A 26,643-nucleotide genomic window follows, 5' to 3' on the forward strand; every position below is an offset into this window, starting at 1 on the left:
GCCCTGGACGGCAAGGGCGAAACCAACCTGGCCAAGCCCACCGCCGACGGCGTGCGCGAACCGCTCAACCGCCGCGCGACCATCGACATCAACTTCTAAGACCCGACGGAAAGCCGGTCTGGACAAACCAGACCGGCAGACCAGGGATCAGATGTCGACAGACCTTGACGCCGCTTCCGAAAGGAGGCGGCGTTTCCGTTTGCGCGGAAGCCTCAGGATTCCGGGGCGAGGGCGGCCGGCGTCTCCACGGACTCGGCGTCGGGCGGCGGTCGTCCCAGCAAAGCTCCGCCGACGGCGATGACCAGAGTGGCCGTCAGGATGGCGCAGACCACGGCGACCACGGCCAGCTTCAAGCCTTGTTCAAGGTCCCGGTCTTCCGGCGGCACGGCCTCGCTCCAAAGAGGGCTGCGACCGGCCTAGCCCCGATGCGCGGCGCCATGCAAGCCGCGAACCCGATCGCCGGGCGGCAAAAAGGGCGACGCCTCTTCGACGCCGCCCTGCCATCCTCGCCGATGGGGCCGTGATCAGCCGGTGAACGGACGGATCAGGATTTCCACACGGCGGTTCATCGCCTTGCCTTCGGCCGTGGCGTTGGACGCCACCGGCTTGCGCGAGCTCTCGCCGGCGACATAGAGGCGCTGGGCCAGGACGCCGTTGCGGACCAGTTCGGCGGCGACGCTGCTGGCGCGCGCTTCGGACAGGGGCTGGTTGATCGCGTCGCCGCCCGAGGAATCGGTGTGGCCGATCACATCGACGGTGGACTGGTCATATTGCTGAAGCACGCGCGCCACATCCTGCAAGACGGGCAGGAAGCGCGGGTCGATCGACGACTGATTGGTCGCAAAGGTCACGTCCGATGGCATGCGCAGGACCAGGGTGTCGCCCTGACGCGCGACGCCGACGCCCGAGCCGGACAACTGGGATTCCATCGCCCGCTGCTGACGATCCATATACTGGCCCACGGCCGCGCCGCCGAGCGCGCCGACCCCGGCGCCGATCAGGGCGTTCTTTCGGCCCTGTTCGCCGTTCGAGGTGTTGGTCAGATAACCCAGCAAGGCGCCGCCCAGGGCGCCGGCGATGGCGCCGGTGCCGGTGTTGTTGCGCACGGGGCCGGAGCGGTAGGGGTCGGTGGTGGTGCAGGCGGCCGCGCCGAGCAGGGCGGCGATCGAGACGCTGGCGACGATGAATTTGGCGCGCATGGAGGGGTCCTTTTCGTATTTTGCGATCTGGCGCGAAAACGTATCCTTACTGTGAAGGTTCCAACCTGTATGCCGGATGAACGGGCGATACGTCGGCGTCTTCGGCGAACTGACAACCATGCGGATTAGGCGTAAGGGGAACGCCGCCCATCCCCAGACCAAGGACGACGCCGTGAGCGCGACCGAAGACAACCGCCCGCAGAACCGCGCCATCACGCCGGTCTCGATGAAACTGTACGACGCCGACTTCCAGGCGTTCAGCGACGCCCTGGGCGCCTCCTTCTCGCGCTTCGGCTTCGCCGTGGTGGCCGACCATGGTCTGGACGAGGCGCGCATCGCGGCCGCGCTCGACGACGCCAAGGCCTTCTTCGCCCTGCCTGAGGATGTGAAGCGCAAATATCATCAGCCCGGCACGGGCGGGGCGCGGGGCCTGACCCCGTTCGGGGTCGAGGCGGCCAAGGACTCCAAGACCGTGGATCTGAAGGAGTTCTGGCACGTCGGGCGCGAGTTGCCCGAAGGCCACCCCTATCGTCGCTATATGCGCGACAACGTCTGGCCGACCGAGGTCGAGGGTTTCCGCGAGCACCTTTACGGCATGTTCGAGGACCTGGACGCCCTGGGCGCCAGGATCCTGCGCGCCATCGCCCGCTATCTGAAGCTGGGCGACGACTTTTTCGCCGACAAGGTCGAGATGGGCAACAGCGTGCTGCGGATGCTGCACTACCCACCGGTGCCGGCCGATGCGCCCGGCGTGCGCGCCGGCGCCCACGAGGACATCAACGTCATCACCCTGCTGCTGGGCGCCGAGGAGGCGGGCCTTCAGCTTCAGGAGAAGGACGGCGGCTGGCTGGACATCGCCCCGCCGCCCGGCGCCCTGGTGGTCAATATCGGCGACATGCTGCAGCGCCTGACCAACCACGTCCTGCCGTCGACGACCCACCGCGTGGTCAATCCCGCGCCCGAACGGCGGGGATTCGCCCGCTATTCGACGCCCTTCTTCCTGCACTTCAACCCGGACTTTCCGATCGAGACCCTGCCCAGCGCCATCGCGCCGGACAATCCCGACCGCTACGCCGGCAAGACCATTTTGGCCGAGGACTACCTGACGGAACGCCTGCGCGAGATTCGCCTGCTCTGACCGATCAGCGCGAAATCCTCAGCCGGGTGATGTCGCGGCCGATGGCCTTGAACGATTCCGTTAGGTCGGCCCCGCTGGCGGGAAGAAAGAAGTTCGCGGGGGTCGTGGCGCAATCCTTCAGGAATCTGCCGGCGGAGCTGTTGGCGGAGACCTGAAAGCCGACGGTGTAGAGGATGATGTTCTTGCCCTTTATGGCTGTGCAGAGCGCCCTGGCCTGACCGTAGGGTTCGCCGTTGGTCGCGGCGCAGTCCGCGCGATCCGAACCGCCGATCGAGGCGTCCCGACCAAGCACGCCGGAACAATAGGGCGCGTTGAACTCGCCATCCGTCATCAGGATCACGGCCTTCAAGGTCTTGTTTGGATCGTAGGCTGCGGCCGGGTAGGCGCTCCACAACGCGTTGAATTCTGGGGAAACCGAATACCAGCCCCACGCCAGTCCGATCTGTGCGGCGGTGTAGCCGGCGGCCTGGAAGCCTTGGCTGGGCGCATTGACCGGGCCGATGAGCTTGTTGATCTCCGCTCTGTCGTCGGTCAGCGGCAGCAGCGGCGAAGCGGTGCATTTGTTCGAGCCGGCCTGGTTCGGATAGAATCGCCCAACATAGGCGACGGATGGACGAGTGTCGTCGTTTTGGTGCGGACCCGCCCGTTCGCTCACGCAGTCGCTGATCGGATAGACCTTCATCGCCCCCGACACGTTGCGATAGATGCGCCATTGGCACCCGTCGTCGCCGCACCAGACCTTGCCGCCCGACGCATAGGTTCCGGCGGTGGGCCCGACCAGGCCGATCGAGAAAGTGTCCCGGGTGACATTGGATATCAGCCAATAGTCGGTATCCCTCGTGGCGTTGATCTTCGACATGCCGATCACGTCGGTGATGCGCACGCCCGATTGAGCGCCTGTCGCCGGGTCCGTCGCCGAAAGTCCGTGATTGGGCGACGTGACGACGATCGTGCAGTCCGACAGCTTGCAGCCATACGCCGTTCCCGACGAAGAATAGGTCTTGTAGCTCGATGTGCTGACGTCCGCCCAGTAGGAGCCGTTCCAGGACTGCAATGAGAAGGCGTCGGTCGAAGCGTCGGCGACGCGATAAGGCTTGGCGTTGATCTGCGTCATGCCTTTCACGCCGTCGATCCAGATGAAGTCGCCGACCTTGAACCCGTGATTGGAAGAGGTGACGTAGCCCTTGTTCGCCCTGGAGATGGCGGTGATCGACCGGGCCGCGCCGGTCGACCAGTCTGCTTTGGTGATGGCCGTGGACTGGATGGCGGGGCCACGGGCGTCGCTGGCCATATCGCCTAGATTGACCCCCGTGGAGTAGGGAATGACCGCCATGCGCGAATAGTAGGGGGATTGTCGGTCCTGCACGACGATGGTGGCGAGCTGACGAGCCGCGTCCTTCAGGCTGGTCAGGCGCGAGCCGGCCATGGACCCCGTGATATCCAGCACCAGGGCGACCTCGATGTCCTTGGAGGAGCGGTTGACTTCGGAGTGGACATTGACCGGCAGGGTGTCGTCCATGAGCTTGCCGTAGGGCGGCAGGACGATGTTGGCGACCAGCGTCTTCACCTGAACCTTCAGATCGGCGACCACCACCTGATTGGCGGTCAGTTCGATTTTCAGGTCCGCATCGCTGAACGGCTCGACCGAGGCGCCGCGCAGATTGGCCCGCAGCGCCACCATGGCCACCGTCCTCAGGTCGTCGGCGTCGGTATAGGAGGACCGGGCGGCGGCCAGGGCGGCGGCGTCGAGGGCGTCCTGAACCCGGGCCTTGACCGTGGTGATCCGGTTCAGGTCGATCCCGCCCAGGGTGATCATGATCAGGGCCGGCATGACCAGGGCGAAGATCATCACGACATTGCCGCCGCGATCCGACGCGAGACGCGCCGCAAGCGCCCGCAAGCCCCGAACGGTTCTGCCGACCAGTGTGGAAGCGTTGGCCAAGTTCATCCCCATGGGCCCCGACCGCCCGATTACGCCCGATTGGCCGACAGTATGGCGCGCGGCGGTTAAGGGAAGGCTCAAGGGGAAGGGTTAACCCCGTCTGACCCCCCGGGCCGTTCAACGGCGCGGGTTCAGCCCCTGCGGCCCACGACGCAGGCGTCCAGGCCCTGGCCCCGCACCGTCCCCATCGCCGCCTGGATGCGGGCCGCCCGTCGCCGCACATAGGGGCCGGGCGCGGCGGCCTGATAGCGGCGCGGCGCAGGCAGGATGGCGGCCAGGCGCGCGGCCTCGCGCGGGGTCAGGTCTTCGGCGTCCTTGCCGAACCAATGGCGGGCGGCGGCCTGGGCGCCATAGACGCCGGGCGCCCATTCCACCACGTTCAGATAGACCTCCATGATCCGCCGCTTGGACCAGACCGTTTCGATCAGGACGGTATAGCCGGCCTCCAGCCCCTTTCGGACCCAGTCGCGGCCGGGCCACAGGAAGACGTTCTTTGCGGTCTGCTGGCTGATGGTCGATCCGCCGCGGATGCGCCCGCCCTCGGCGTTGTGGTCCAGCGCCTTCTGGATCGCGTCCATGTCGAAGCCGTGGTGGCTGCAGAACCGGGCGTCCTCGGCGGCGATGGCGGCGTCGACCAGATTGGACGAAATGCGGTTCAGCCCGCGCCACCGATAGTCCAGCCCTTCGCCCCTCAGGGCCTGGCGCAGCATCAGAATGGTGGGCGGGGGCGGAACCACGGCGACGACCAGCACGCCGGCGATCGGGAACAGGACCAGGACGGCCAGCACGATCGTCACGACGCGGCGGCGTCCGCGCTTGCGCCCCGTCGCCGGCATCAGAGGAGGATGACCCCGGCGCGACCGTCCTCGTCGGCCCAGGCGACCTTGTCCACGTCGGGGCTCAGCGACAGGGCGACGATGGCCGGCCCTTTCTCGGCCTTGACGAAGTTCAGCCCCTGCGCGGCCGGATGGGCGACCCAGACCCGACCGTCCATCAGTCCGGCGGCCAGCAGGCCGTGGTCGGCGCGGGCCGAGACCAGATTGACCAGGGTCGTATCGTCATAGCCGATCTCGGTCGCCTCGCGCCCCATCGGTCCGTTCGCGCCGACGAAGGGCCACAGCACCGCCCCTTGCGCGCCCGAGGTCGCCATCAGCTGGCCATTCGTCAGGAAGGCCATCGACCGGACCTTGGCCGGATAACCGCCCATCCGCAGGTTCTTGGCGTCCTTGATGCGCCAGCCATGCAACTGATTGTCCTGCATGGTGGTGACGACGAAGGCGCCGTCGGGCGAAAAGGCGACGGCCGTGTGCGAGCCGGCCCAGCTCAGCTTGACCGGCTGCTGCTTTTCGATCCGCGCGTACCACAGCGCCGCCCCGCCATAGGTGGAGGCCGCGATGCGCCGCCCTTTGGGATCGAAGGCGACGCCCGAGACGGTCCGCTCATGGGCGAAGTCGCGGCGAAAGCCCATGTCGGCCGGGTCGATCACCGACAAGGTGCGGCCGAAGGAGAAGGCGATCAGGCCCGAGGCCGGCGAGGCGTCGATGGCGTCGATCCATTGGTTTTTCGCCGTGGCCAGCACCACCGGATCTTCATCGCGGCGGGTCCAGACCACCTTTCCGTCGTCGCCGCCCGTGATCACGCCCTCGCCCGAGGGGTGGACGCAGGCGCACAGCACGGCCCCGTCGTGCGCCTCCACCCGCGTCCGGTCCTCGAATCGTACCGAGCCGTCGCCTAGGGCGAAAACGGCGCCGGTGTTGTCGAACAGGGCGGCGGTGACTTGGGCGTCGAAGTCGAAGTTCATGGCGCAGGCGTTAGCGGGTTGCGCCCTCTGGAGCAAATCGCGGAGACAAGCCCTCGTCGTTTCAGACCGGATCGGTCGGCTTGGGCTCCACCGGCGCGGGGGCGGGCTGGGCGGCGGCCGGTTCTTCGGGCAGGGGGATGAACTCCAGGTCGTCGGCGTCGGGCAGCTTCATCCGGCCGGCCTTCCAGTCGGCCTTGGCCTGGTCGATCCGCGCCTGGCTGGAGGCGACGAAGTTCCACCAGATCAGCCGCTCGCCCACCGGTTCTCCGCCCAGCACCATGACGGTGGCCTGGGTCAGGGCCTTGACGGTCGGTTCGGCGTCCGGCGACAGCACCACCATCTGCCCCTCGTGGAAGGCGCGGTCTCCCACCTCGATCGACCCTTTGGCCACATAGAGGGCGCGCTCGTTCACGCCCTCCGATCCCCTGGCGGCCGGCGGCGCGGTGCGCACGCCGGGCTGAAGCTCCCAATGGATGTAGAAAAGCGGCGAGGACACCGGCGCGTCGGCCCTGGCGCCATAGGCTTCGCCCGCGACCAGCCGCGCGAACAGGCCGCCGTTCTCATAGGTCGGCTGGGCGTCCTCGCCCAGGTGAACGAAGGACGGATCGATCTCCTCGGCCTCGCTCGGCAGGGCGACCCAGGCCTGCATCCCGTGCATCGGCCCGCCCCGGCTCTTGGTCAGGGGGTCGGTGCGTTCGGAGTGGACGATGCCCTTGCCGGCCGTCATCCAGTTGACCTCGCCCGGCCGGATCGCCTGGTCGTAGCCCAGGTTGTCGTGGTGCATGATCCGACCCTCGAACAGATAGGTCAGGGTCGACAGGCCGATATGCGGATGCGGGCGCACGTCGATGGCGGTCGCGCCCGGCGCGAACTCGGCCGGTCCCATCTGGTCCAGGAAGATGAAGGGCCCCACCATCCGGCGCGAATGGAAGGGCAGGACGCGCCCGACCTCGAACCCGCCCAGATCCTTGCGGCGCGCCTCGATCACCAGTTCGATCATGTGTCGGCTCCCAGGGCGAACGTCCGCCTGAGCGCCGTTATCCGACGTGAGGCGTGACGATGCCAAGAGGCAGGGCGGTCACATTCTTCACGCCGCGCGTCACGATGTGGCTTTCGCAGTCCGAGACGATTCCCAGCGCCAGAAGCTTTTCGCGCAGGAACAGGTCGAACGCGTGCATGTCGGCGGTGATGATGCGCAGCACATAGTCCTCGCGGCCGGTGATGGTGGCGCACTGCACCACTTCGGGCCATTTGGCCACGGCGGCCTCGAAGACGTTCAAGTTTTCGGACGACGGCAGCATCAGCTTGACGATGGCGTAGACTTCGAAGTCCAGGCCCAGCAGCTTGGCGTTCAGCAGGGTGACGCGCTTGGTGATCAGGCCGGAATCCTCCAGCCGCTTGATCCGCCGCCAGCAGGGCGAGGCCGAAAGCCCGACGCGATCCGCCACCTCGGCGACCGACAGCCCGGCGTCTTGTTGCAGGATATCCAGGATACGGGCGTCGATGGGATCGAGTTCGTCCGCCAAGGCGTTTCTCCGATTATGATTATCGCGAAATAAAATACCCGAAATCGGGATTTTGCAAGGTCAATTTGAGCGAGCGCCTGCTTAGGGGCCGTGTTATCAAACGTCTAGAGGAAACACGGACGGACCCCAACGGACATGGACGCCCGCATGAACGACAAAATGAGCAAGAAGAACAGCCGGCCCTTGTCGCTGCGCGTGCCCGAACCGTCCGGTCGGCCCGGCGACGCGCCCGACTTCAGCCATCTGCAGGTGGACCCGGCCGGCGCGGTGGATCGGCCCGAGGTCGGATCGACCCCCTACGCCATGCGCGATCTGGCCTTTCGCCTGATTCGCGTCCTGGACGACGCGGGCCAGGCCGTCGGCCCCTGGAACCCGCGCCTGGATCCCGAGACGCTGCGGCGCGGGCTGAACGCCATGATCCTGACCCGCGCCTTCGACGACCGGATGCACCGCGCCCACCGCCAGGGCAAGACCAGCTTCTATATGAAGTGCACCGGCGAAGAGGCCATCGCGGTGGCGCAAGGGATGTTGCTCAGCCGCGAGGACATGGGCTTTCCGACCTATCGCCAGCAGGGGCTTCTGATCGCGCGCGGCTATCCGCTGGTCGAGATGATGAACCAGATCTATTCGAATGCGGCGGACCCGATCAAAGGCCGCCAGCTGCCGATCATGTATTCGGCCAAGGACTACGGCTTCTTCACCATCTCGGGCAATCTGGGCACGCAAGTGCCCCAGGCGGTCGGCTGGGCCATGGCCAGCGCCTACAAGGGCGACGACAAGATCGCCATCAGCTGGATCGGCGACGGGGCCACGGCCGAAGGCGACTTCCACAACGCCCTGACCTTCGCCAGCGTCTATCGCGCGCCGGTCATCCTGAACGTCGTCAACAACCAGTGGGCCATTTCGTCCTTCCAGGGCATCGCGGGCGGGCTGGAGACGACCTTCGCCTCCAAGGCCATCGGCTACGGCCTGCCGGCGCTGCGGGTCGACGGCAACGACTTCCTGGCGGTCTGGGCCGCGACCCAGTGGGCCGAGGAGCGCGCGCGGTCGAACCAGGGGGCGACGGTGATCGAACTGTTCACCTATCGTGGCGCCCCGCACTCGACCTCCGACGACCCCAGCCGATATCGCCCCGGCGACGAGCACGAGAAATGGCCGCTGGGCGATCCGCTGGAACGGCTGCGCCAGCACCTGACCGTCATCGGCGAATGGGACGACGAACGCCATGCGGCCGCGCTGAAGGCGGCGGTCGAACAGGTCCGGGCCGCCGGCAAGGAAGCCGAGGCCGTCGGCACCCTGGGCCAGTCGCGCCCCAGCGTGAAGACGATGTTCGAAGAGGTCTATGCGACCGAGGACTGGCGCTTGGTCGAACAGCGCCGCGAGGTGGGGGTCTGATCATGGCTGAGCAATCCACCTTCACCGAGGCCGACCGCACCGACGGCGTCGAGCCGGACATGGTCGATCAGAACGCCGCTCCGGCCTCCGAGGCGACCGGCGCTGGCATCCAGCCGATGAACATGATCCAGGCCCTGAACTCGGCCATCGACGTCAAGATGGCCGAGGACCCCGACGTCCTGTCGTTCGGCGAGGACGCGGGTTATTTCGGCGGGGTCTTCCGCGTCACCGACAAGCTGCAGCAGAAGCACGGCCTGACCCGCAGCTTCGACGCCCCGATCAGCGAGTGCGGCATCGTCGCCGCCGCCATCGGCATGGGCGCCTATGGCCTGCGGCCCGTCGTGGAGATTCAGTTCGCCGACTACATCTATCCGGCCTACGACCAGATCGTCTCTGAGGCGGCCAAGATGCGCTACCGCTCGGGCGGCCAGTTCACCTCGCCCATCACGATCCGCAGCCCCTATGGCGGCGGAATCTTCGGCGGCCAGACGCACAGCCAGTCGCCGGAAAGTCTGTTCACCCATATCGCGGGCCTGAAGGTCGTCATCCCGTCCAATCCCTACGACGCCAAGGGCCTGCTGACCGCCGCCATCGAGGACGACGATCCGGTCGTCTTCTTCGAGCCGAAACGCCTCTACAACGGCCCGTTCGACGGCTGGCACGAGAAGCCGGTCTCGCCGTGGAAGGCGCAGGATCTGGCCCAGGTCCCGACCGGCAAATACGTCGAACCCATCGGCAAGGCGCGCGTGATGCGCGAAGGGAACGACGTCACCATCCTGGCCTATGGCACCATGGTCTGGGTCGCCCTGGCCGGGGCCGAACACGCGGGCGTGGACGCCGAGGTCATCGACCTGCGCACCCTGGTCCCGCTGGACATCGAAACCATCGAGGCCAGCGTCAAGAAAACGGGCCGCTGCGTCATCGTTCACGAGGCGCCCAAGACCTCGGGCTTCGGCGGCGAGCTGTCGGCCCTGGTGCAGGAGCGTTGCTTCTATTCGCTGGAGGCGCCCATCGCGCGCGTCACCGGCTGGGACACGCCCTATCCCCATGCTTTCGAATGGGAATATTTCCCCGGACCGCAACGGGTCGCAGACGCCTTGAAGAGCGTCATGACCGGCCAAGCAACAGGGATGGGTCGATAAGATGGGTCGTTTCGTCTTCAAACTGCCCGACGTGGGCGAAGGCACCGCCGAGGCCGAACTGGTCGGCTGGCATGTCAAGGTCGGGGATGTTGTCGCCGAGGACCAGATCGTCGCCGACGTCATGACCGACAAGGCCACGGTCGAGATCACCGCCCCGGTGTCGGGCACGGTCATGGCCCTGCACGGCGAACCCGGCGCCATGGTGCCGGTGCGCGGTCCGCTGGTGGAGTTCGAGGTCGAGGGGACGGGGAATGCCGAAGAGAGCCCCTCCGTCTCTCCGCTGCGCTCCGAGCCACCTCCCCCCGCTTCGCGCGGGGAGGAGACAGTCGCCGCATCGTCTCCTCCCCACGCCCGTGGGGAGGGGGACCGCGAAGCGGTGGAGGGGCGCTCCGACGCGCCGTCGACGCCGGCCGGCAACTACGTCTTCAAACTGCCCGACGTGGGCGAAGGCACCGCCGAGGCCGAGCTGGTCGGCTGGCACGTCAAGGTCGGGGACGCGGTGGAGGAAGACCAGATCCTGGCCGACGTCATGACGGACAAGGCCACGGTCGAGATCACCTCGCCGGTCGCCGGAACCGTCGTCGCCCTGTACGGCGAGGCGGGCAAGGCCGTGCCGGTCGGCGGGCCGCTGGCGGCCTTCGATGTCGAGGGGCGGGGCAATGTCGCGGCGCCGGTCGTTGCTCCCAAACCGGCCCCGAAACCGGCCCCGAATCCGGCGGAGAATTCGACGACGGATTCCGCTGCGACTTCGACGACTCCGGCGACGATTTCGACGACTTCGGCTACGGCCCCGGCCAAGCCCGTTCCGGCCCTGACCGGACGTGCGCCGGGCGAGCGGCCGTCCGCCTCTCCGGCCGTGCGCAACCGCGCCCGCGACCTGGGCGTGGACCTGACCTTCGTGCCGGGTTCCGGCCCGGCCGGCCGGATCACGCACGAGGACCTGGACGGCTTCATCGCGCGCGGCGGCCAGGTTCCGGCTTCGGCGCCGTCGGGCGGCGGTTCGCTGTACGCCCCGGCCGAAGGGACGACCGAGGTCAAGATCATCGGCCTGCGCCGCAAGATCGCGGAGAAGATGGCCGAGAGCGTGCGCCGCATTCCGCACATCACCTATGTCGAGGAGATCGACATGACGGCGGTGGAAGAGCTGCGCGCCCACCTGAACGCGACGAAGTCCAAGGATCAGCCCAAGCTGAACGTCCTGCCCTTCATCGCCCGCGCCATCGTGGTGGCCCTGCGCGACCAGCCGCAGATCAACGCCACCTACGACGACGAGGCCGGCGTCCTGACCCAGCACGCCGCCGTGCACCTGGGCATCGCCGCCCAGACGCCGAACGGCCTGATGGTGCCGGTGGTCCGCCACGCCGAGGCGCGCGACCCCTATGACACGGCGCTGGAGATCGCCCGCGTCAGTGGCGCGGCCAAGGACGGTTCGGCCAAGCGCGAGGAACTGTCGGGTTCGACCATCACCATCACCTCGCTGGGCACGCTGGGCGGGGTCGTCCATACCCCGATCATCAACCACCCCGAGGTCGCCATCGTCGGTCCCAACAAGATCGCCGAACGGGTCGTGGTCCAGGACGGTCAGATGGTCGTGCGCAAGATGATGAATCTGTCCTCCAGCTTCGATCACCGCATCGTCGACGGCCACGACGCGGCGGTCTTCGTCCAGCGCATCAAGGGCCTGCTGGAACACCCGGCGACGCTGTGGATGGGGTGATGAATGTCGGCCGTCGCTGCACTGTTCGCCATCACGTCGCTGATCGCTGGCGATGAACCGTTGCGTTGTACGGATTTGGACATGCGCCAAGTGAGCGTCTTTACAGGTCGGGTAGAACGCCAGACGATTAGACGCGAACAGCCAGTTTGGTGGACTCCCTTTGGCGATATCCATTACGAGATCGTCGCCACTGTTCGCCCGATCCGAGTTCTTCGAGGCGCGCAAGTCAGACGCCCTGTAACAGTGCGCATCGAATGCACTGCGTCGAAGACGGATTTTGTTGGACGACGCGGCTGCGTAAACTTTTTTACGACGGGGCAGATCGACACCTTCCAAGTCGATCGTCGAACCTATTTGGGCAATCGGAACCCTGATCGCGATGAAGTCGCTGACTACGATCGTGCGATGGCCCATCCTCTTCCACTCTGCGAGCGTTGATGACCCAGACCCTGAAAACCAAAGTCCTGATCATCGGCGCGGGCACCGGCGGCTATGTCGCGGGCATCCGTTGCGGCCAGTTGGGGCTCGACACGGTCCTGGTCGATGGCGGGGATGGCCAAGGTGGAGGCCTAGGCGGAACCTGCCTGAACGTCGGCTGCATTCCGTCCAAGGCCATCATCCATGCGGCGGGCAAGTTCGAGACGGTGGCCAAGGCGGCCAAAGATCGAGAGCAGGGCGGCGGGACGCTGGGCGTCACGGCGGCGGCGCCCGCCATCGACCTGAAGCAGACGGTCGAATGGAAGGACGGCGTCGTCAAGAAGCTGAACGCCGGGGTCGCGGCCCTGCTGAAGAAGGCCAAGGTCAAGGTCGTCAAGGGCTGGGCGAACTTCGAGGACGCCAAGACCTGCGTGGTGAAAACCGACGACGGCGATGTGAAGATCACCGCCGAACACGTCATCCTGGCCACGGGGTCCGAGCCGGTCGAACTGCCCTTCCTGCCGTTCGGCGGCGACGTCATTTCGTCCACCGAGGCGCTGAGCCTGTCCGAAGTGCCCAGGAAGCTGGTCGTGGTCGGCGGCGGCTATATCGGGCTGGAGCTGGGCATCGCCTATCGCAAGCTGGGCGCCGAGGTGGCCATCGTCGAGATGGCCGACCGCATCCTGCCGCTGTACGACAAGGCCCTGACCGATCCGGTCGCCAAATGGCTGGAGAAGCACGGGGTCGAACTGCACCTCGGCGCCCGGGCGGGCGGTTTCGGCGACGGAAAGCTGAACGTCACCACCAAGGACGGCGAGCCGCTGCAACTGGACGCGGACAAGGTGCTGGTCACGGTGGGCCGCCGTCCCCGCACCCGGGGCTGGGGGCTGGAGAACATGGGCGTGGCCATGGCCGGCCCGTTCGTGAGGATCGACCAGCGCTGCGCCACCAGCATGAAGAACGTCTGGGCGGTCGGCGACCTGACCGGCGAACCGATGCTGGCGCACAAGGGTTCGGCCCAGGGCGAGATGGTCGCCGAGATCATCGCCGGCCACGACCGTATCTTCGATCCCGTCGCCATCGCCGCCGTCTGCTTCACCGAGCCGGAGATCGTCTCTGCGGGCCTGGGCCCATCCGACGTCGAAGGCCGCGACGACGTGATCCAGGCCGTCTTCCCCTTCGCCGCCATCGGCCGGGCCCTGGCCATCGAGGCGGGCGAGGACGGCGGCTTCGTGCGGGTGATCGCGTCCAAATCCGATCATCGCATCCTGGGGGTCCAGGCGGTGGGCCAGCACGTGTCGGAACTGTCCAACAGCTTCGCCCAGATGCTGGAGATGGGGGCGGTGCTGGAAGACGTGGCCGGGACGATCCACGTCCACCCGACCCTGGGCGAGGCCTTCCACGAGGCGTCGCTGCGGGCGCTGGGGCACGCGATTCATATCTGATCCGGTATGGGGGCGTCGCCCCCATTCCTTAAGTCGTCATCCTCGCCCTTGTGGCGAGGATCCAGACTCCCGGTGCGTCCGCAGTCTGCACCGGCGTCAGGCGCCGGGAATCTGGATCCCAGGGACGAGCCCTGGGATGACGGGTGGGATCAGATCCGCTCCAGCCGCTTCGCGTGGTTCGCCACCATGCGGAGCGCCAGGCCGTCGGGCAGGAAGCGCGCCAGTCCGGCCATGACGTTGTTCATGACGCCGGGGGTGACGCTGGGGCGGTTGGCCTCGCAGGCGTCGTAGCCGATGCGGGCCACGCGCGCGGCGTCCATCCACATCCAGGCCGGATAGGCGCTGGAGACCTGTTCGCGCGAGCCGTTGACGTCGTGGAACTCCGTCAGGGTGTAGCCGGGGTTCAGCACCGTGACGTGGACGCCGGTCCCCTGCGTCTCCAGATGCAGGCCCTGAGACGCCTTGATCAAAAAGCTCTTGATCGGCCCATACAGGGTGTCGCCGCCGGTCGCGGGCATCTGGCCGGCCAGGGAGGCGACGTTCAGCACCCGGCCGAAGCGGCGCTCCACCATGCCGGGCAGAAACAGGCGCGAAAGCTCGACCGGCGCGGTCAGCATGACCTGGATCATGGCGCGATGGGCGGACAGGTCCGTGTCGAGAAAGCCGGTGACGCGGCTGAAGCCCGCATTGTTGACCAGGCCGTCGACGACCAGGCCGCCCGCGGCGATGTCGGCGACCAGGCGCTCGGGCGCCGCCGGATCGGCCAGGTCCTCGGGAATGACGACGGTCGCCGCGCCGTAAGCGGCCGCCGCCGCCTCGGCCAAGGCGTTCAGGGGCGCCTCGCGCCGCGCTGTCAGTATCAGGTTCCAGCCGCGGCCGGCGTAGGTCCGGGCCAGGGCCGCGCCGATCCCGGCCGAAGCGCCGGTGATCAGGACCGTGCGGCGCACTTCGGTCTCAGGCCGCGACGGGGCAGGACGGATGGACGGTGAAGGCGGCCAGGGACGGCGGGTTCTCGGCCAGCAGGTCGGCGATGGTGATTTTGGACAGGGCCTCGGTCGCGGCCTCGTCGGCGGCGGTCAGGGCCTTGGCCACCTGGCGGGGAATGTGTTCGCTGATCGGACAGCCCTTGGCCCCGGCGGGGGGCGAGCCGATGTGGGCGCAGCCGTTGACCGCCTTCAGCACCTCGTCCAGTCGGATGTCCTCCGGCCGACGCAGCAGCCACGAACCGCCGGTGGCGCCCGGCCGGGTCGCGATCAGCCCGGCCTTGGCCAGAAGGGCGGTCACGCGCCGCACGACGACGGGGTTGGTCGGAATGGACGAGGCCAGGACGCCGCTGGGCGCCGCCTGCGCAGGCCCATAGGCGCCCTTGTGGGCCATATAGGCCAGGGCGTGGGCGGCGACGGGGAAGCGCTGGCTGTCTGACATGGTTCTGTTCCTAGGGTGAAAATAGGCGTTCGCGCGCCGAATCACAAATCGGCGGCGGCGCGGCGAAACCGAATCCTGCCGGGCGCGATTGAAGACCGCGCGGAATGAGCCTAAAGGCTCGCCGCTTTGAAGGGACCGACTGGCGTCGGCGCCCCGGAGGATACGCATGGCCGGGGATACTCCCCACGACGCGAGCGCTCCCTCGCCTGCGTCGCACACGCCGGACACGTCCACCCACGCTACGGGCCCGGAATCCCACGTTCCGGGCGGCCCTGTTCAGGGCGGGATCGCCAAGCACGGCGGCCTTTGGGCGCTGACCCTGGGCGCCATCGGCGTGGTGTTCGGCGATATCGGCACCAGCCCGCTGTACGCCCTGCGCGAGGCGATCGGTCATGCCCAGCGCGGCGTGGGCGGCGACCTGGCCATCGTCGGCGTGGTGTCGCTGGCCTTCTGGGCGCTGATGGTGGTGGTGACGTTCAAATACGTCTTCTTCCTGATGCGCGCGGACAACAAGGGCGAGGGCGGCACCCTGTCGCTGATGGCCCTGGCGCAGTTCGCCGTGGGGCGGCGCAGCGCCTGGATCTTCATCCTGGGCGTCTGCGGCGCGGCGCTCTTCTATGGCGACGGCATCATCACGCCCGCCATTTCGGTGCTGTCGGCGGTCGAGGGGCTGCAGGACGCGCCCGGCGTGTCGGGCAGGCTGGACCCCTTCATCGTGCCGATCTCGGCCGGCATTCTGATCGCCCTGTTCCTGGTCCAGTCGCGCGGCACGGCCAAGCTGGCCAAGTATTTCGGGCCGATCACGGCGGTCTGGTTCCTCAGCCTGGGGGCGCTGGGCCTGGTCCATATCTTCGACGACGTCACCATCCTGCGCGCTCTGTCGCCCTATTACGGGGTCAGCCTGCTGCTGCACGACGGCTTTCTGGGCTTCGTCATCCTGGGCAGCGTCTTCCTGGCCGTCACGGGGGCCGAGGCCCTCTACGCCGACATGGGTCATTTCGGAAAGGCGCCGATCCGAATGGGTTGGCTGGCCTTCGTCCTGCCCTGCCTGACGCTGAACTATCTGGGCCAGGGCGCCCTGATCCTGGACAATCCCGCCGCGGCCGAGAACCCGTTCTGGAACATGGTGCCCCAGGCCGCCTATTGGCCGATGCTGATCCTGGCCACCGCCGCGACCGTCATCGCCTCCCAGGCCGTGATCACCGGCGCCTTTTCCGTGACGCAGCAGGCGGTGCAACTGGGCCTGCTGCCGCGGATCGACATCCGCAACACCTCCGAGACCCAGGCCGGCCAGATCTTCGTGCCGGCGGTGAACACCTTCCTGATGACCGGGGTTCTGGTGCTGCTGGTGGTGTTCCAGAGCTCGCACAATCTGACCGCCGCCTATGGGGTGGCCGTGACGGGCACCATGCTGGTCAATACGCTGATGGCCTATTCGGTCATCCGCAAGGGCTGGAAGTGGCCGATGTGGGCCGTCGCCGGCACATTGATCCCGTTCGCCTTCATCGACAGCGTCTTCCTGACCTCCAACCTGCTGAAAATCCCCGACGGCGCCTGGATGCCGCTGGTGCTGGGCGCCCTGCTGGTCGTGGTGATGTGGACCTGGGTGCGCGGCACCCAGATCCTGACGGCCAAGACGAGGAAGGACAGCCTGCCGCTGACCGACCTGATCGAGATGCTGCAGGCGCGACCGCCGCACCGGGCGCCGGGCATGGCCATCTTCCTGACCTCGGACCCCGATGTCGCCCCCGTCGCCCTGATGCACAATCTCAAGCACAACAAGGTGCTGCACGAGAAGAACGTCATCCTGACGGTGCGCACCTCGGAGCGGCCGCGCGTCAGGGAGGCCGACCGCGTGCGGATGGAGCCGATCAACGACGACTTCAAGAAGGTCACGGTGACATACGGCTTCATGGAGACGCCGAACGTGCCCCGCGCGCTCGGCCTGTGCCGCAAGCAGGGGCTGAAGTTCGACATCATGTCGACCAGCTTCTTCCTGGGCCGGCGCTCGCTGATCCCCTCGGCGCGGCAGGGCATGCCGTTGTGGCAGGATCGGCTGTTCATTTTCCTGATGCGCAACGCCGCCAATCCGACCGACTTCTTCCACATCCCGCCCGGCCGCGTGGTCGAACTGGGCGCGCAGGTGGCCGTATGAGGCCGGGCGCCCGGCCGGGCCAAAGCTCCGAAGCGCGCGGACGCCGGATGGCGACCAAGGGCAGGCCGCGCCCGGCTTCGGCAGAGGCCGCCGCTTCGTCTCAGGACGACATCGGCGTTGAGGCGCGCGTGGTCGCCGGCGTCCTGTTGAATGCGGCGCTGGAAAAGCGCAACGGCCTGGACGAGGCCCTGTCCCAGCCCGCCGCCCGCGCCCTGGCGCCGGTGGACCGCGCCTTCGCCCGTGCCGTCGCCATGGCCGCCCTGCGCCGGCTGGGCGAGATCGATCAGATTCTGGATCGCCGCCTGCAGAAGGCCCCGCCCGAGGCCGTGCGCACCCTGATGCGCGTCGCCCTGGCCCAGACCCTGGTGCTGGAGACGCCCGCCTTCGCCGCCGTGTCGACGGCGGTGAAACTGGCCGAGCGCGATCCCAGGACCCGGCCCTACAAGAACCTGGTCAACGCCGTGCTGCGCGGCGTGGGCAGGGACGGTCCCGGCCTGACGACCGCCGAGAGCAATCTGCCCGATTGGATCGCCGCCCGGTGGGAGGCGACCTATGGCGAGGCGGCCCTGGTCGGCCTGGCCCTGGCCGCGCGCGAGGAGCCGGCGACGGACCTCAGCCTGAAGCCCGGCGTCGATCCCGCCGCCGTCGCCGCCGCCGTGGACGGAGAAGCGCTGCCGGGGGGAACCGTCCGCACCGGCCGGCGCGGCGACGTGGCGACCTGGCCCGGTTTCGAGGACGGCGACTGGTGGGTCCAGGACGCCGCCGCCGCCGTTCCTGCCCGCCTGCTGGACGTGAAGGCGGGCGAGACCGCGCTGGACATGTGCGCCGCGCCCGGCGGCAAGACCCTGCAACTGGCGGCCGCCGGCGCTGCGGTCGTCGCGCTCGACCGGTCGGCCCCGCGCCTGAAACGCCTGACCCAGAACCTGGTTCGCACCGGCCTGGGCGCCGAGGTCGTCGCCGTGCCCGCCGAGGACTGGGCGGACGTCCGCACCTTCGACGCCGTCCTTTTGGACGCGCCCTGCACCGCCACCGGCACCTTCCGCCGCAACCCCGAGGTCCTGCGCGCCACCCGCCCGGCCGAGGTCGCCAAACTGGCCGATGTCCAGCACCGCCTGCTGGACGCCGCTGCGGAACGGGTCAAGCCGGGCGGACGGCTGGTCTATTGCACCTGTTCGCTGGAGCGCGAGGAGGGCGAGACCCAGGTCGTGGCCTTCCTGCGCCGCAACCCCGGCTTCCGCACCACACCCGCCGACCCCGCCGCCATCGGCGCCCCGGTCCAGGCGCTGACCCCCGAAGGCTGGCTCCGCATCCTGCCCTCCATGTGGGCCGAAAAAGGCGGTCTCGACGGCTTCTTCGCCGCCCGGCTGGAACGGGTTTCCTGAGCGGGAGCGGCTTGCTCCCGACTGCAACCCGCCTTATCCCGAGGGCCATGGCCGTCACCCCTCTGATCTGTCCGTCGATCCTCGCCAGCGACTTTTCGCGGCTGGGCGAAGAAGTCCGTGCGCTGGAGGCGGCGGGCGCCGACTGGGTCCATGTGGACGTCATGGACGGGCATTTCGTGCCCAACCTCACACTGGGGCCGGACATCGTGAAGGCGATCCGGCCGCACACCCGCCTGCCGTTCGACGTGCACCTGATGGTCGCGCCGGTCGATCCGTGGCTCGAGGCGTTCCGCGACGCCGGGGCCGACATCCTGACGGTCCACCCGGAAAGCGGCCCGCACCTGCATCGCACCCTGGGGCGCATCCGCCAACTGGGCGCCAAGGCCGGGGTGGTGTTCAATCCGGCGACGCCGCTGTCGATCCTGGAAGAGGTGGTCGATCTGGTCGATCTGGTGCTGATCATGTCGGTCAATCCAGGCTTCGGCGGCCAGAGGTTCATCGACAGTTCGCTGCGCAAGATCGCAGGCGCCCGCGGCATGCTGGACCGGGCGGGATCCTCGGCGCATCTGCAGGTGGACGGGGGCGTCACCGCGGCCAATGCGGCGGCCTGCGTCGACGCCGGAGCCGACGCCCTGGTCGCCGGCTCCTTCGTGTTCAAGGGCGACTATGCGGCCAATATCGCCGCCCTGAAGGCCGCGCCGGAACGCGCATGAGCCCGCTCGGTCCCTTCGCTCCGCGCGGCCAGGACGCGGGCCTCGACGTGGCTTCGGGCCAGATTCCCGGCCTGCCCGGCGCCCCGGTCAGGACGCCCGTTCGGGCCGGCGACGCGGCGGCCGGTCCCGGCCTGTGGCCCGCCATCGCCGGACGGCTGGCGACGCGCCAACTGTGGATCGAGCTTTACGGCCTGCCCGGCTACGGCCTGACGCTGAAGGGGCGCAAGGTCAGCGCCTTCGCCGCCACGCCGCGCGATTTCCGTCCGCACGATCCTGCGCCGGGTCGCAACGTCCTGGCCGGGCGGTTCCTGCTGGCCGGCGCGGCGATGGAGGTGGAGCCGTCGGGCGATCCGTGGAACCGGCCCAGTCCGTCCAGGCCCTTCGCGGTCGAACTGCACGCCTTCGCCTGGCTGCCCGCCCTGATGATGCAAGGCGATCGCGGCGCGCGCGAGGCCCTGCGTCTGGCCCTGGCCTGGGGCGACGCCTTCGCCCGCTGGTCGCCCTTCGCCTGGGGCCCGGAGATCCTGGCGCGTCGCGTCGTCAACCTGGCCTGTGCGGCGCGGCGGATGGGGGCGGTCGCCACCGAGACCGAACGCCTGGCCCTGGCCGACAGCCTGGCGCGCCAGACCCGCCAGCTGCTGCGGCCCCCCGGCGGTCTGGCCAGCCGGGCCGAGCGTCTGACGGCGGCGGCCGTCGGCGGCTGCGTCCTGGCCGGACCGGCCGGGCAGAGCCTGCGTCGCCGCGCCCTGTCGCGCCTGTCCGGCGCGCTGGAGATCACGGTTCAGGACGACGGCGGCCACGCCTCGCGCAGCCCGGAGGCGGGGCTGGAACTGTTGCTGGACCTGCTGACGCTGGACGACGCCCTGTCGCAACTGTCCGAGCCGACGCCCGACGCCGTTTCGGCCGCCATCGCCCGATTGACCAAGGGCTTGCGTCTGCTGACCCTGCCCGACGGTCGTCTGGCCGGTTTCCAGGGCGGCGGCGCGTCCAGCGTCGAACGGGTCGCCGCCGCCCGCGCCCATGACGAGGCGACGGACGACCCCGCCGCCGCGGGCAAGGCAGCGGGCCTGACCCGCATCGCCAGCCCGCTTCTGACCGTCGTCGCCGATACGGCGGCGCCGGCGTCCGGGCCATGGGGCGCCACGGCCTGCGCCCAGCCCCTGGCGCTGGAGATCGCCTGCGGCAAGGATCGTCTGGTCACGGGATCGGGCTGGACCCCGGCCGCGACGGACCGCCAGGCCCTGCGCCTGACGCCCGCCCATTCGACGCTGACGCTGGGCGAACGGTCGCTGAACGAGCCGCTGGGCGGGTGGAAGGGCGAACTGCTGGGGCCGCGCCTGGTCGGACCGCCGATCCATGTCACGGCCGATCGGCGCGACGGCGACGGCGCGGTCTGGCTGGAGATGGAGCACGACGGCTGGACCGAGCTCTTCGGCCTCAACCATCAGCGCAGGCTGTATCTGGACCAGCGGCTGGACGAACTGCGCGCCGAGGAGAAGCTGTTTCCGACGCCGGGCCGCAAGGAGATGGTGCGCCAGATCGCCGCTCCCTACGCCATCCGTTTCCATCTGGAGCCGGGAGTGCAGGCGTCGCTGGCGCGGGACCGGCGCTCCATCCTGCTGCGCGGGGCCTCGGGCCGGGGCTGGTGGTTCAGGACCGACGGGCCGGACGTGGCCATCGAACCCAGCGTCCATATCGACGCGGGCCTGACCCGCCGCAGCCTGCAGATCGTGGTGCGCGGCTCGGCCCGCACCGACAGCGAAACCAAGATCCGCTGGAAGCTGAGCCCTGCGGGCGCGAGCGGCGATCCGGCGTGACCGACGGCGATCGCCTGCGGATCGTTCGCGGCGTGCATACGGCCATCTATCTGGTCATGTCGGCGGCTTCTCTTCTGGTGCTCTACGCCGGGATTTCGGGGCGGACGGGACGGTGGCTTTGGATCGCCCTGACCCTGGTCGCCGTCGAAGCGGCGGTTTTCATCGGCTCTGGATTGAAGTGCCCCCTGACCGCCGTGGCCGTGCGCTATGGCGCCACGCCGGACGGCGCCTATGACACCTTCTTTCCCGAGCGCTGCACGCGGCACACCTTTCGGGTCTTCGGCCCCCTGATCGCGCTGGGCCTTGCGCTCAACGCCCTGCGATGGTTCGACCTGTTGTGAGGCGTCCGCATACGGGGTGACGCGGCGGCGGTTTGGGTCTAGACGGCCCGCCATCCTCCCCAGCATTCACGGACGCCGCCATGCCCGCCGCTCCCGACTTTCCGCCCGCGCCCGATCAGGTGAAACCGCAGCGCGCCCTGATTTCCCTGTCCGACAAGGCGGGGCTGGAGGACGCGGCCCGCGCCCTGCACGATCTGGGCGTCGAACTGGTCTCGACCGGCGGCACGCGCGCGGCCATCGAGAAGCTGGGCCTGCCGGTCAAGGACGTGGCCGAGCTGACGGGCTTCCCGGAGATGATGGACGGCCGGGTCAAGACCCTGCATCCCGTCGTGCACGGCGGCCTGCTGGGCGTGCGCAACGCCCCGACGCACGCCCAGGCTATGGCCGAACACGGCATCGGCGCGGTCGACCTCGTCTGGATCGACCTCTATCCATTTGAAAAGACGGTTGAAGCCGGCGGCGGTTTCGAGGCCGCGATCGAGAATATCGACATCGGCGGCCCGGCCATGATCCGGTCCGGCTCCAAGAACCATGGGCATGTGGCGGTGGCGGTGGACGGCGAGAGCATCGCCCTGATCCTGGAGGCCTTGAAGGCGAACGGATCGACCGATCTGGCGCTGCGCAAGCGGCTGGCGGCCCGCGCCTTCGCCCGCACGGCCGCCTATGACGCCGCCGTCTCGGGCTGGTTCGCCCGACAGATCGAGGACGCGGCGCCTGCCCGCAAGTCCATCGCCGGAACCCTGGCCCAGACGCTGCGCTATGGCGAAAACCCGCATCAGACGGGCGCCTTCTACCGCACCGGCGAGAAGCGTCCGGGCGTGGCCTATGCGACCCAGGTCCAGGGCAAGGAGCTGGGCTACAACAACATCGCCGACGCCGACGCGGCCTATGAGCTGGTCGCCGAGTTCGAACAGCCGGCCGTGGTCATCGTCAAGCACGCCAACCCGTGCGGCGTAGCGGTCGGCAAGGACCTGTCGGAAGCCTACGCCCGCGCCCTGGAATGCGACGCCGTCTCGGCCTTCGGGGGGGTGATCGCGGTCAACCGCCCGCTGAACGGCGACGACGCCCGCGCCATCACCGGCATTTTCACCGAGGTCGTGATCGCGCCAGGCGCGGACGACGAGGCCAGGGGAGTCTTCGCCGCCAAGAAGAACCTGCGCCTGCTGATCGCCGACGGCCTGCCCGACCCGCACGGCCCGGGCGAGGTGTTCCGCTCGGTCGCCGGCGGCTTCCTGGTCCAGTCGCGCGACCGCTCGCTGATCAAGCCGTCGGACCTGAAGATCGTCACGCGCCGCCAGCCGACGCCGACCGAAATCCAGGACATGCTGTTCGCCTTCACCGTGGCCAAACACGTCAAGTCCAACGCCATCGTCTACGCCAAGGACGGCCAGACGGCGGGCATCGGCGCCGGCCAGATGAACCGCCGCGATTCGGCCCGCATCGCCGCCATCCGCGCCAAGGAGGCCGGCGAGGCCAAGGGCTTGGCCCATTCGCTGGCGGAAGGCTCGGCCTGCGCGTCGGAAGCCTTCTTCCCCTTCGCCGACGGCCTGTTGGAAGCGGTCGCGGCGGGCGCGACGGCGGTGATCCAGCCGGGGGGATCGATGCGCGACGCCGAGGTGATCGCCGCCGCCGACGAGAAGGGCATCGCCATGGCCTTCACCGGCGTTCGCGTCTTCCGGCACTGATCCTCGACATCCGGCGTCGAGATTTCGGGCGCAGCCTCGACAAATTGTCGAGGCTGCCGAGACGTTTGCATCGCGCTTCGACAGGACTGGACGGCGCGCGCCGGTCGTGATGCTCTGACGCCTTTCCTTGCATTGGAGCGTCGCCCCATGACCGTGCCGATCCGTCCCGAAGGCCAGGCCGCCGACGATGTGAAGCTGAGCCGACGCGCCCTGGGCGCCCTGGGCGGGCTGCTGTTCTCCGGCTACGCCGTCGCCGCCCTGGCCAGGGAGGCCAAGCCGATCACCACCGATGCGGCGGGCCTGACGACCGAAACCGTGACCTACGCCGCGTCGGACGGGTTCGACCTGCCGGCCTATGTGGCGCGGCCCGACGGGGCGGGACCGTTCCCCGTCGTGATCGTGGTGTCCGAAATCTTCGGCGTGCACGACTATATCCGCGACGTCTGCCGCCGGCTGGCCAAGCAGGGCTACGCCGCCATCGCGCCCGCCTTCTTCAACCGGGTGGAGGACCCCGCGCCCCTGTCGGACATGAAGCGGATCACGGAGATCGTGGGCGCGGCCGGCTACGAGCAGGTGATGGGCGACCTGTCGGCGACGATGGAATGGGCCAGCCAGCAATCCTGGGCCCGGGACGGCAAGGTCGGCATCACCGGCTTCTGCTGGGGCGGCAAGGTGGTTTGGCAGGCGGCGGCCCGTTTCGCCGCCATCGGGGCGGGCGTGGCCTGGTACGGCCGGCTGGCGCCCGGCGCGGACGCGACCCCGGTTCAGGTTTCGGCGGGCCAGCCCTGGCCGGTCGACCTGGCCGACGATCTGAAGGCGCCGGTGCTGGGCCTGTATGGCGGCCAGGATCAGGGCATTCCCCTGGCCAGCGTGGAGCGGATGCGCCAAGCCCTGGCGCGGGCCGGCCAGACCGACAGTCGGATCGTCGTCTATCCCGACGCGCCGCATGGTTTCCACGCCGACTATCGCGCGAGCTACGTCGAGGCGGACGCCAAGGACGGCTGGTCCAAACTGCTGGCGACCTTCGATAAGGCGTTAAAGAATTAAGGCGTTACTGAACGGCGGGCTGCGGAGGGCGGTCGCGCGCGGGAGGGATTGGCGATGATCGGATTGCGGCGTCGTGCGGCGGTCGTCCTGGGCCTTGGGCTGGTGTTCCTGCCTCTGGCCGCATGCGGCGGCGGGGGAGGCGGCGGCGGCGGCGGCGGCGGTGCGATAACCCCGCCTGCGCCTCCTCCTCCCCCACCCCCACCCCCACCGCCCCCACCGCCGCCGCCTCCTCCGCCACCGCCGCCCGCCGTGACGTCGAGCGAATATCTGCGCAACTACGGGCTGGCGAACATCAAGGTTCAATCGGCCTGGCAGTCGGGGGCCACAGGCGCGGGCGTCACCGTCGCCGTGGTCGATTCGGGCGTCGCCAACACCCTGACGGAACTCGAGGGGCGGATATCCGGCGCCTCGACCGACGTGGTCGCAGGCCGGAACACCCCCTATGTCGAATCCAGCAGCCACGGGACGCGGGTTTCGGGCGTCATCGCCTCAAACTTCAACGGCTTCGGCGCGATCGGCGTCGCCTATCAGTCGACCATCCTGTCGATCCGCACCGACATCTCGGACTGCGAGGACAAGGACGACAAGGTCTGTTTCAGCAGTTCGGACCTGGTGCGCGCGCTGGATTACGCCGTCGCCAACGGGGTCAAGATCATCAACATGTCGCTGGGCGGCGACGGCCGGCTGGGCTCGGCCTTCGAGGCGGCCCTGCTGCGGGCCGTCAATGCGGGGGCGGTGATCGTCGCCTCGTCCGGCAACGACGGAGAGGCCAATCCAGGCTGGCCCGCCCGCTACGCCGTCGACCCGCGCTTCGCGGGCGGCGTCATCGCCGTGGGATCGCACGGGGCGACCAATGTCATGTCCAGCTTCTCCAACAAGGCCGGCGATACGGCCGGCGCCTATATCTCCGCGCCAGGCGAAGAGGTCGTCACCGGCTGCGAGGGCACGTCCTGCTGGGTAGTTAGCGGCACGTCGTTCTCGGCGCCGCACGTCTCGGGCGCCCTGGCCCTTCTGATGCAGGCCTTTCCCAATCTGACGGCGCGACAGGCCCTGGCCATTCTGGTCGATACGGCGCGCGACGCCGGCGACCCAGGCGCGGACATCGTCTATGGGCGCGGTCTGCTCGACCTGGCCGGCGCCTTTCGGCCGGTCGGGACGAGCGCGACGCCGATGGCGGATGGATCGAAACTGATCACCCAGACCGCGCCGGGCAGTTTCGTGGGCGCGGCCTTCGGCGACGCCTTCGGCCGGCAGAACGCGCTGAACACGGTGCTGTTCGACGGCTATGGTCGGATGTTCGCGGTCCAGCTGGGCGAGGCCTATCCCACGGCGCCCAGCCGCTCCTATCAGGCGGCGCCGTTCGAACAGAACACAACGGCGGCCACCACCCTGGCCCTGCCCGGCGGCGGACGGCTGAATCTGATCGCGGCCCAGCCCAGCCCGACGCCCGAGCCCGTTGCGCCGCGTCACGACCTCTATGATGCGCCGTGGATGGGCGACGAGCCTCGCCAGGAGGCGATGCTGGACCTGGAAACGGGCCGGATGAATTTCTCGGTTTGGCAGGGCAAGGGCGGGGCCGCCTCGCCGTTCGACGGCGCGGCCGGCGACGGCTTCGCCGCCCTGGCCCAGGCCGACCGCGCCGTGCGCGGCGCGATGCGGTTCGGCGCCCTGAAGGTCTCGGCCGAAAGCGGCGGCGGCGACCGGCGGATGCCGCTGCGCCACGTCGAACAGGATGCGGCGACCTACAACCGGGCGTCGATCGGCTGGCGCGGCGCGGACGGCGGCTTGTCGTTCAGCGTCGGGGCCCTGGACGAACGGCTGGGGCCGTTGGGGGCCTTCCTGCCGGGCGGATCGGATTTCGCCCTGCCGTCCCGCACCCGCTTCTACGCCCTGGGCGGCGACTGGAGCCTGACGCCGGGCCTGCGCCTGATCGGGGAGGCGGGGCTGGGGTCGACCCGCATCGAGGGGCGGTTCCTGTCGATGGACCGGGCGGCGATCAGTTCGAACTGGCGGCTGGGGCTGCTGGCCGACTGTTCGGCCTTGTGCGGCCGGGTCAGCTTCACCCTGGCCCAGCCCTTGCGGATCGAGAGCGGAACCTTCTCCGCCTATCTGGCCGACGTGCCGATCGACTATTTCGACCCGCTGACCTATTCCCGGCGCAGTTTCTCGGCGGCGCCCAGCGGTCGGCAGATCGACGTCATCCTGGGCGGCGAACGCGATCTGCGGGACGGCTCCAGCGTCACGCTTCAGGCCGTGGCCAGCCGCGCGCCGCGCCATGTCGCCGACGCCGCGCCCGAATTCGCCCTGATCGGAGGATGGCGGCGCCGGTTCTGACCGACGCCGTCCATCGGCCGTG

23 protein-coding genes are annotated in these 26,643 nt (G+C 68.8%); 14 read left to right on the forward strand and 9 right to left on the reverse strand.

What is annotated here, in order from left to right; translation table 11 throughout:
* Positions 1–212 precede the first annotated feature (212 nt).
* Positions 213–386 (reverse strand): hypothetical protein, encoded by a 174-nt coding sequence (locus tag DI624_RS09190; RefSeq protein WP_291537503.1) that lies wholly within the window; start codon positions 384–386, stop codon positions 213–215.
* A gap of 138 nt (positions 387–524) precedes the next feature.
* On the reverse strand, positions 525–1,199 hold the full coding sequence (locus DI624_RS09195; protein WP_291537506.1) for an OmpA family protein: 675 nt from the start codon (positions 1,197–1,199) through the stop codon (positions 525–527).
* A gap of 226 nt (positions 1,200–1,425) precedes the next feature.
* On the opposite strand from DI624_RS09195, the gene DI624_RS09200 reads away from it, so the two are divergent.
* Positions 1,426–2,337: a 2-oxoglutarate and iron-dependent oxygenase domain-containing protein gene (locus DI624_RS09200; protein WP_291537571.1), complete on the forward strand. Its 912-nt coding sequence runs from the start codon at positions 1,426–1,428 to the stop codon at positions 2,335–2,337.
* Positions 2,338–2,341: 4 nt separating this feature from the next.
* Here the strand turns inward: DI624_RS09200 and DI624_RS09205 are convergent, their stop codons facing one another.
* The 5 genes from DI624_RS09205 to DI624_RS09225 form a co-directional block, all read right to left on the reverse strand.
* The gene (locus DI624_RS09205; protein WP_291537508.1) at positions 2,342–4,285 is read right to left on the reverse strand and encodes a ubiquitin-activating E1 FCCH domain-containing protein; all 1,944 of its coding nucleotides are present in this window, start codon (positions 4,283–4,285) and stop codon (positions 2,342–2,344) included.
* Positions 4,286–4,410: 125 nt separating this feature from the next.
* Positions 4,411–5,115, reverse strand: coding sequence for a monofunctional biosynthetic peptidoglycan transglycosylase (gene mtgA, locus DI624_RS09210; RefSeq protein WP_291537509.1), 705 nt, complete (start codon positions 5,113–5,115; stop codon positions 4,411–4,413).
* Positions 5,115–6,080: a WD40 repeat domain-containing protein gene (locus DI624_RS09215; RefSeq protein WP_291537511.1), complete on the reverse strand. Its 966-nt coding sequence runs from the start codon at positions 6,078–6,080 to the stop codon at positions 5,115–5,117. The genes mtgA and DI624_RS09215 overlap by 1 nt, the downstream gene beginning before the upstream one ends.
* A 61-nt stretch (positions 6,081–6,141) precedes the next feature.
* A complete protein-coding gene (locus tag DI624_RS09220) occupies positions 6,142–7,080 on the reverse strand; it encodes a pirin family protein (RefSeq protein WP_291537513.1) in 939 nt (312 codons plus the stop codon).
* A 37-nt stretch (positions 7,081–7,117) separates the two neighbouring features.
* Positions 7,118–7,606 (reverse strand): Lrp/AsnC family transcriptional regulator, encoded by a 489-nt coding sequence (locus DI624_RS09225; protein WP_291537515.1) that lies wholly within the window; start codon positions 7,604–7,606, stop codon positions 7,118–7,120.
* Positions 7,607–7,753: 147 nt separating this feature from the next.
* On the opposite strand from DI624_RS09225, the gene DI624_RS09230 reads away from it, so the two are divergent.
* From DI624_RS09230 to lpdA, 5 genes are read left to right on the forward strand one after another with little or no spacing between them, the layout of a single operon-like run.
* Positions 7,754–9,001, forward strand: a complete 1,248-nt coding sequence (locus DI624_RS09230) for a thiamine pyrophosphate-dependent enzyme (RefSeq protein WP_291537516.1) — start codon at positions 7,754–7,756, stop codon at positions 8,999–9,001.
* 59 nt (positions 9,002–9,060) lie between these two features.
* Entirely contained in the window at positions 9,061–10,143 is a 1,083-nt protein-coding gene (locus tag DI624_RS09235; protein WP_367142105.1) for an alpha-ketoacid dehydrogenase subunit beta, read from the forward strand.
* Between the two features lies 1 nt (position 10,144).
* Positions 10,145–11,860, forward strand: coding sequence for a 2-oxo acid dehydrogenase subunit E2 (locus DI624_RS09240; protein WP_291537518.1), 1,716 nt, complete (start codon positions 10,145–10,147; stop codon positions 11,858–11,860).
* A 3-nt stretch (positions 11,861–11,863) separates the two neighbouring features.
* Positions 11,864–12,298: a hypothetical protein gene (locus tag DI624_RS09245; RefSeq protein ID WP_291537519.1), complete on the forward strand. Its 435-nt coding sequence runs from the start codon at positions 11,864–11,866 to the stop codon at positions 12,296–12,298.
* Positions 12,298–13,722 (forward strand): dihydrolipoyl dehydrogenase, encoded by a 1,425-nt coding sequence (gene lpdA / locus DI624_RS09250; protein ID WP_291537520.1) that lies wholly within the window; start codon positions 12,298–12,300, stop codon positions 13,720–13,722. Before DI624_RS09245 ends, lpdA begins: the two co-directional genes overlap by 1 nt.
* A gap of 149 nt (positions 13,723–13,871) precedes the next feature.
* Here the strand turns inward: lpdA and DI624_RS09255 are convergent, their stop codons facing one another.
* The gene (locus tag DI624_RS09255; RefSeq protein WP_291537522.1) at positions 13,872–14,669 is read right to left on the reverse strand and encodes an SDR family oxidoreductase; all 798 of its coding nucleotides are present in this window, start codon (positions 14,667–14,669) and stop codon (positions 13,872–13,874) included.
* 7 nt (positions 14,670–14,676) lie between these two features.
* Positions 14,677–15,147: an Rrf2 family transcriptional regulator gene (locus DI624_RS09260; RefSeq protein WP_291537523.1), complete on the reverse strand. Its 471-nt coding sequence runs from the start codon at positions 15,145–15,147 to the stop codon at positions 14,677–14,679.
* A 166-nt stretch (positions 15,148–15,313) separates the two neighbouring features.
* On the opposite strand from DI624_RS09260, the gene DI624_RS09265 reads away from it, so the two are divergent.
* From DI624_RS09265 to DI624_RS09300, 8 genes are all read left to right on the forward strand, one after another.
* Positions 15,314–17,302, forward strand: coding sequence for a potassium transporter Kup (locus DI624_RS09265; RefSeq protein WP_291537524.1), 1,989 nt, complete (start codon positions 15,314–15,316; stop codon positions 17,300–17,302).
* A 47-nt stretch (positions 17,303–17,349) separates the two neighbouring features.
* Positions 17,350–18,684 (forward strand): RsmB/NOP family class I SAM-dependent RNA methyltransferase, encoded by a 1,335-nt coding sequence (locus tag DI624_RS09270; RefSeq protein WP_291537525.1) that lies wholly within the window; start codon positions 17,350–17,352, stop codon positions 18,682–18,684.
* Positions 18,685–18,731: 47 nt separating this feature from the next.
* Positions 18,732–19,397 (forward strand): ribulose-phosphate 3-epimerase, encoded by a 666-nt coding sequence (gene rpe / locus DI624_RS09275; RefSeq protein ID WP_291537527.1) that lies wholly within the window; start codon positions 18,732–18,734, stop codon positions 19,395–19,397.
* On the forward strand, positions 19,394–21,214 hold the full coding sequence (locus DI624_RS09280) for a heparinase II/III family protein (RefSeq protein ID WP_291537529.1): 1,821 nt from the start codon (positions 19,394–19,396) through the stop codon (positions 21,212–21,214). The genes rpe and DI624_RS09280 overlap by 4 nt, the downstream gene beginning before the upstream one ends.
* Positions 21,211–21,555 carry a hypothetical protein gene (locus DI624_RS09285; protein WP_291537531.1) on the forward strand — a complete coding sequence of 115 codons (345 nt, stop codon included), beginning with the start codon at positions 21,211–21,213 and terminating at the stop codon, positions 21,553–21,555. Before DI624_RS09280 ends, DI624_RS09285 begins: the two co-directional genes overlap by 4 nt.
* An 80-nt stretch (positions 21,556–21,635) precedes the next feature.
* Complete coding sequence (gene purH, locus DI624_RS09290; RefSeq protein ID WP_291537534.1) at positions 21,636–23,240, forward strand: bifunctional phosphoribosylaminoimidazolecarboxamide formyltransferase/IMP cyclohydrolase; 1,605 nt, start codon at positions 21,636–21,638, stop codon at positions 23,238–23,240.
* 147 nt (positions 23,241–23,387) lie between these two features.
* Positions 23,388–24,287 (forward strand): dienelactone hydrolase family protein, encoded by a 900-nt coding sequence (locus DI624_RS09295; protein WP_291537536.1) that lies wholly within the window; start codon positions 23,388–23,390, stop codon positions 24,285–24,287.
* Positions 24,288–24,536: 249 nt separating this feature from the next.
* Positions 24,537–26,621, forward strand: coding sequence for a S8 family peptidase (locus DI624_RS09300; RefSeq protein ID WP_291537538.1), 2,085 nt, complete (start codon positions 24,537–24,539; stop codon positions 26,619–26,621).
* Positions 26,622–26,643: the final 22 nt, after the last annotated feature.

The organism is Brevundimonas sp., from assembly GCF_003248455.1.
GTDB lineage: Bacteria > Pseudomonadota > Alphaproteobacteria > Caulobacterales > Caulobacteraceae > Brevundimonas.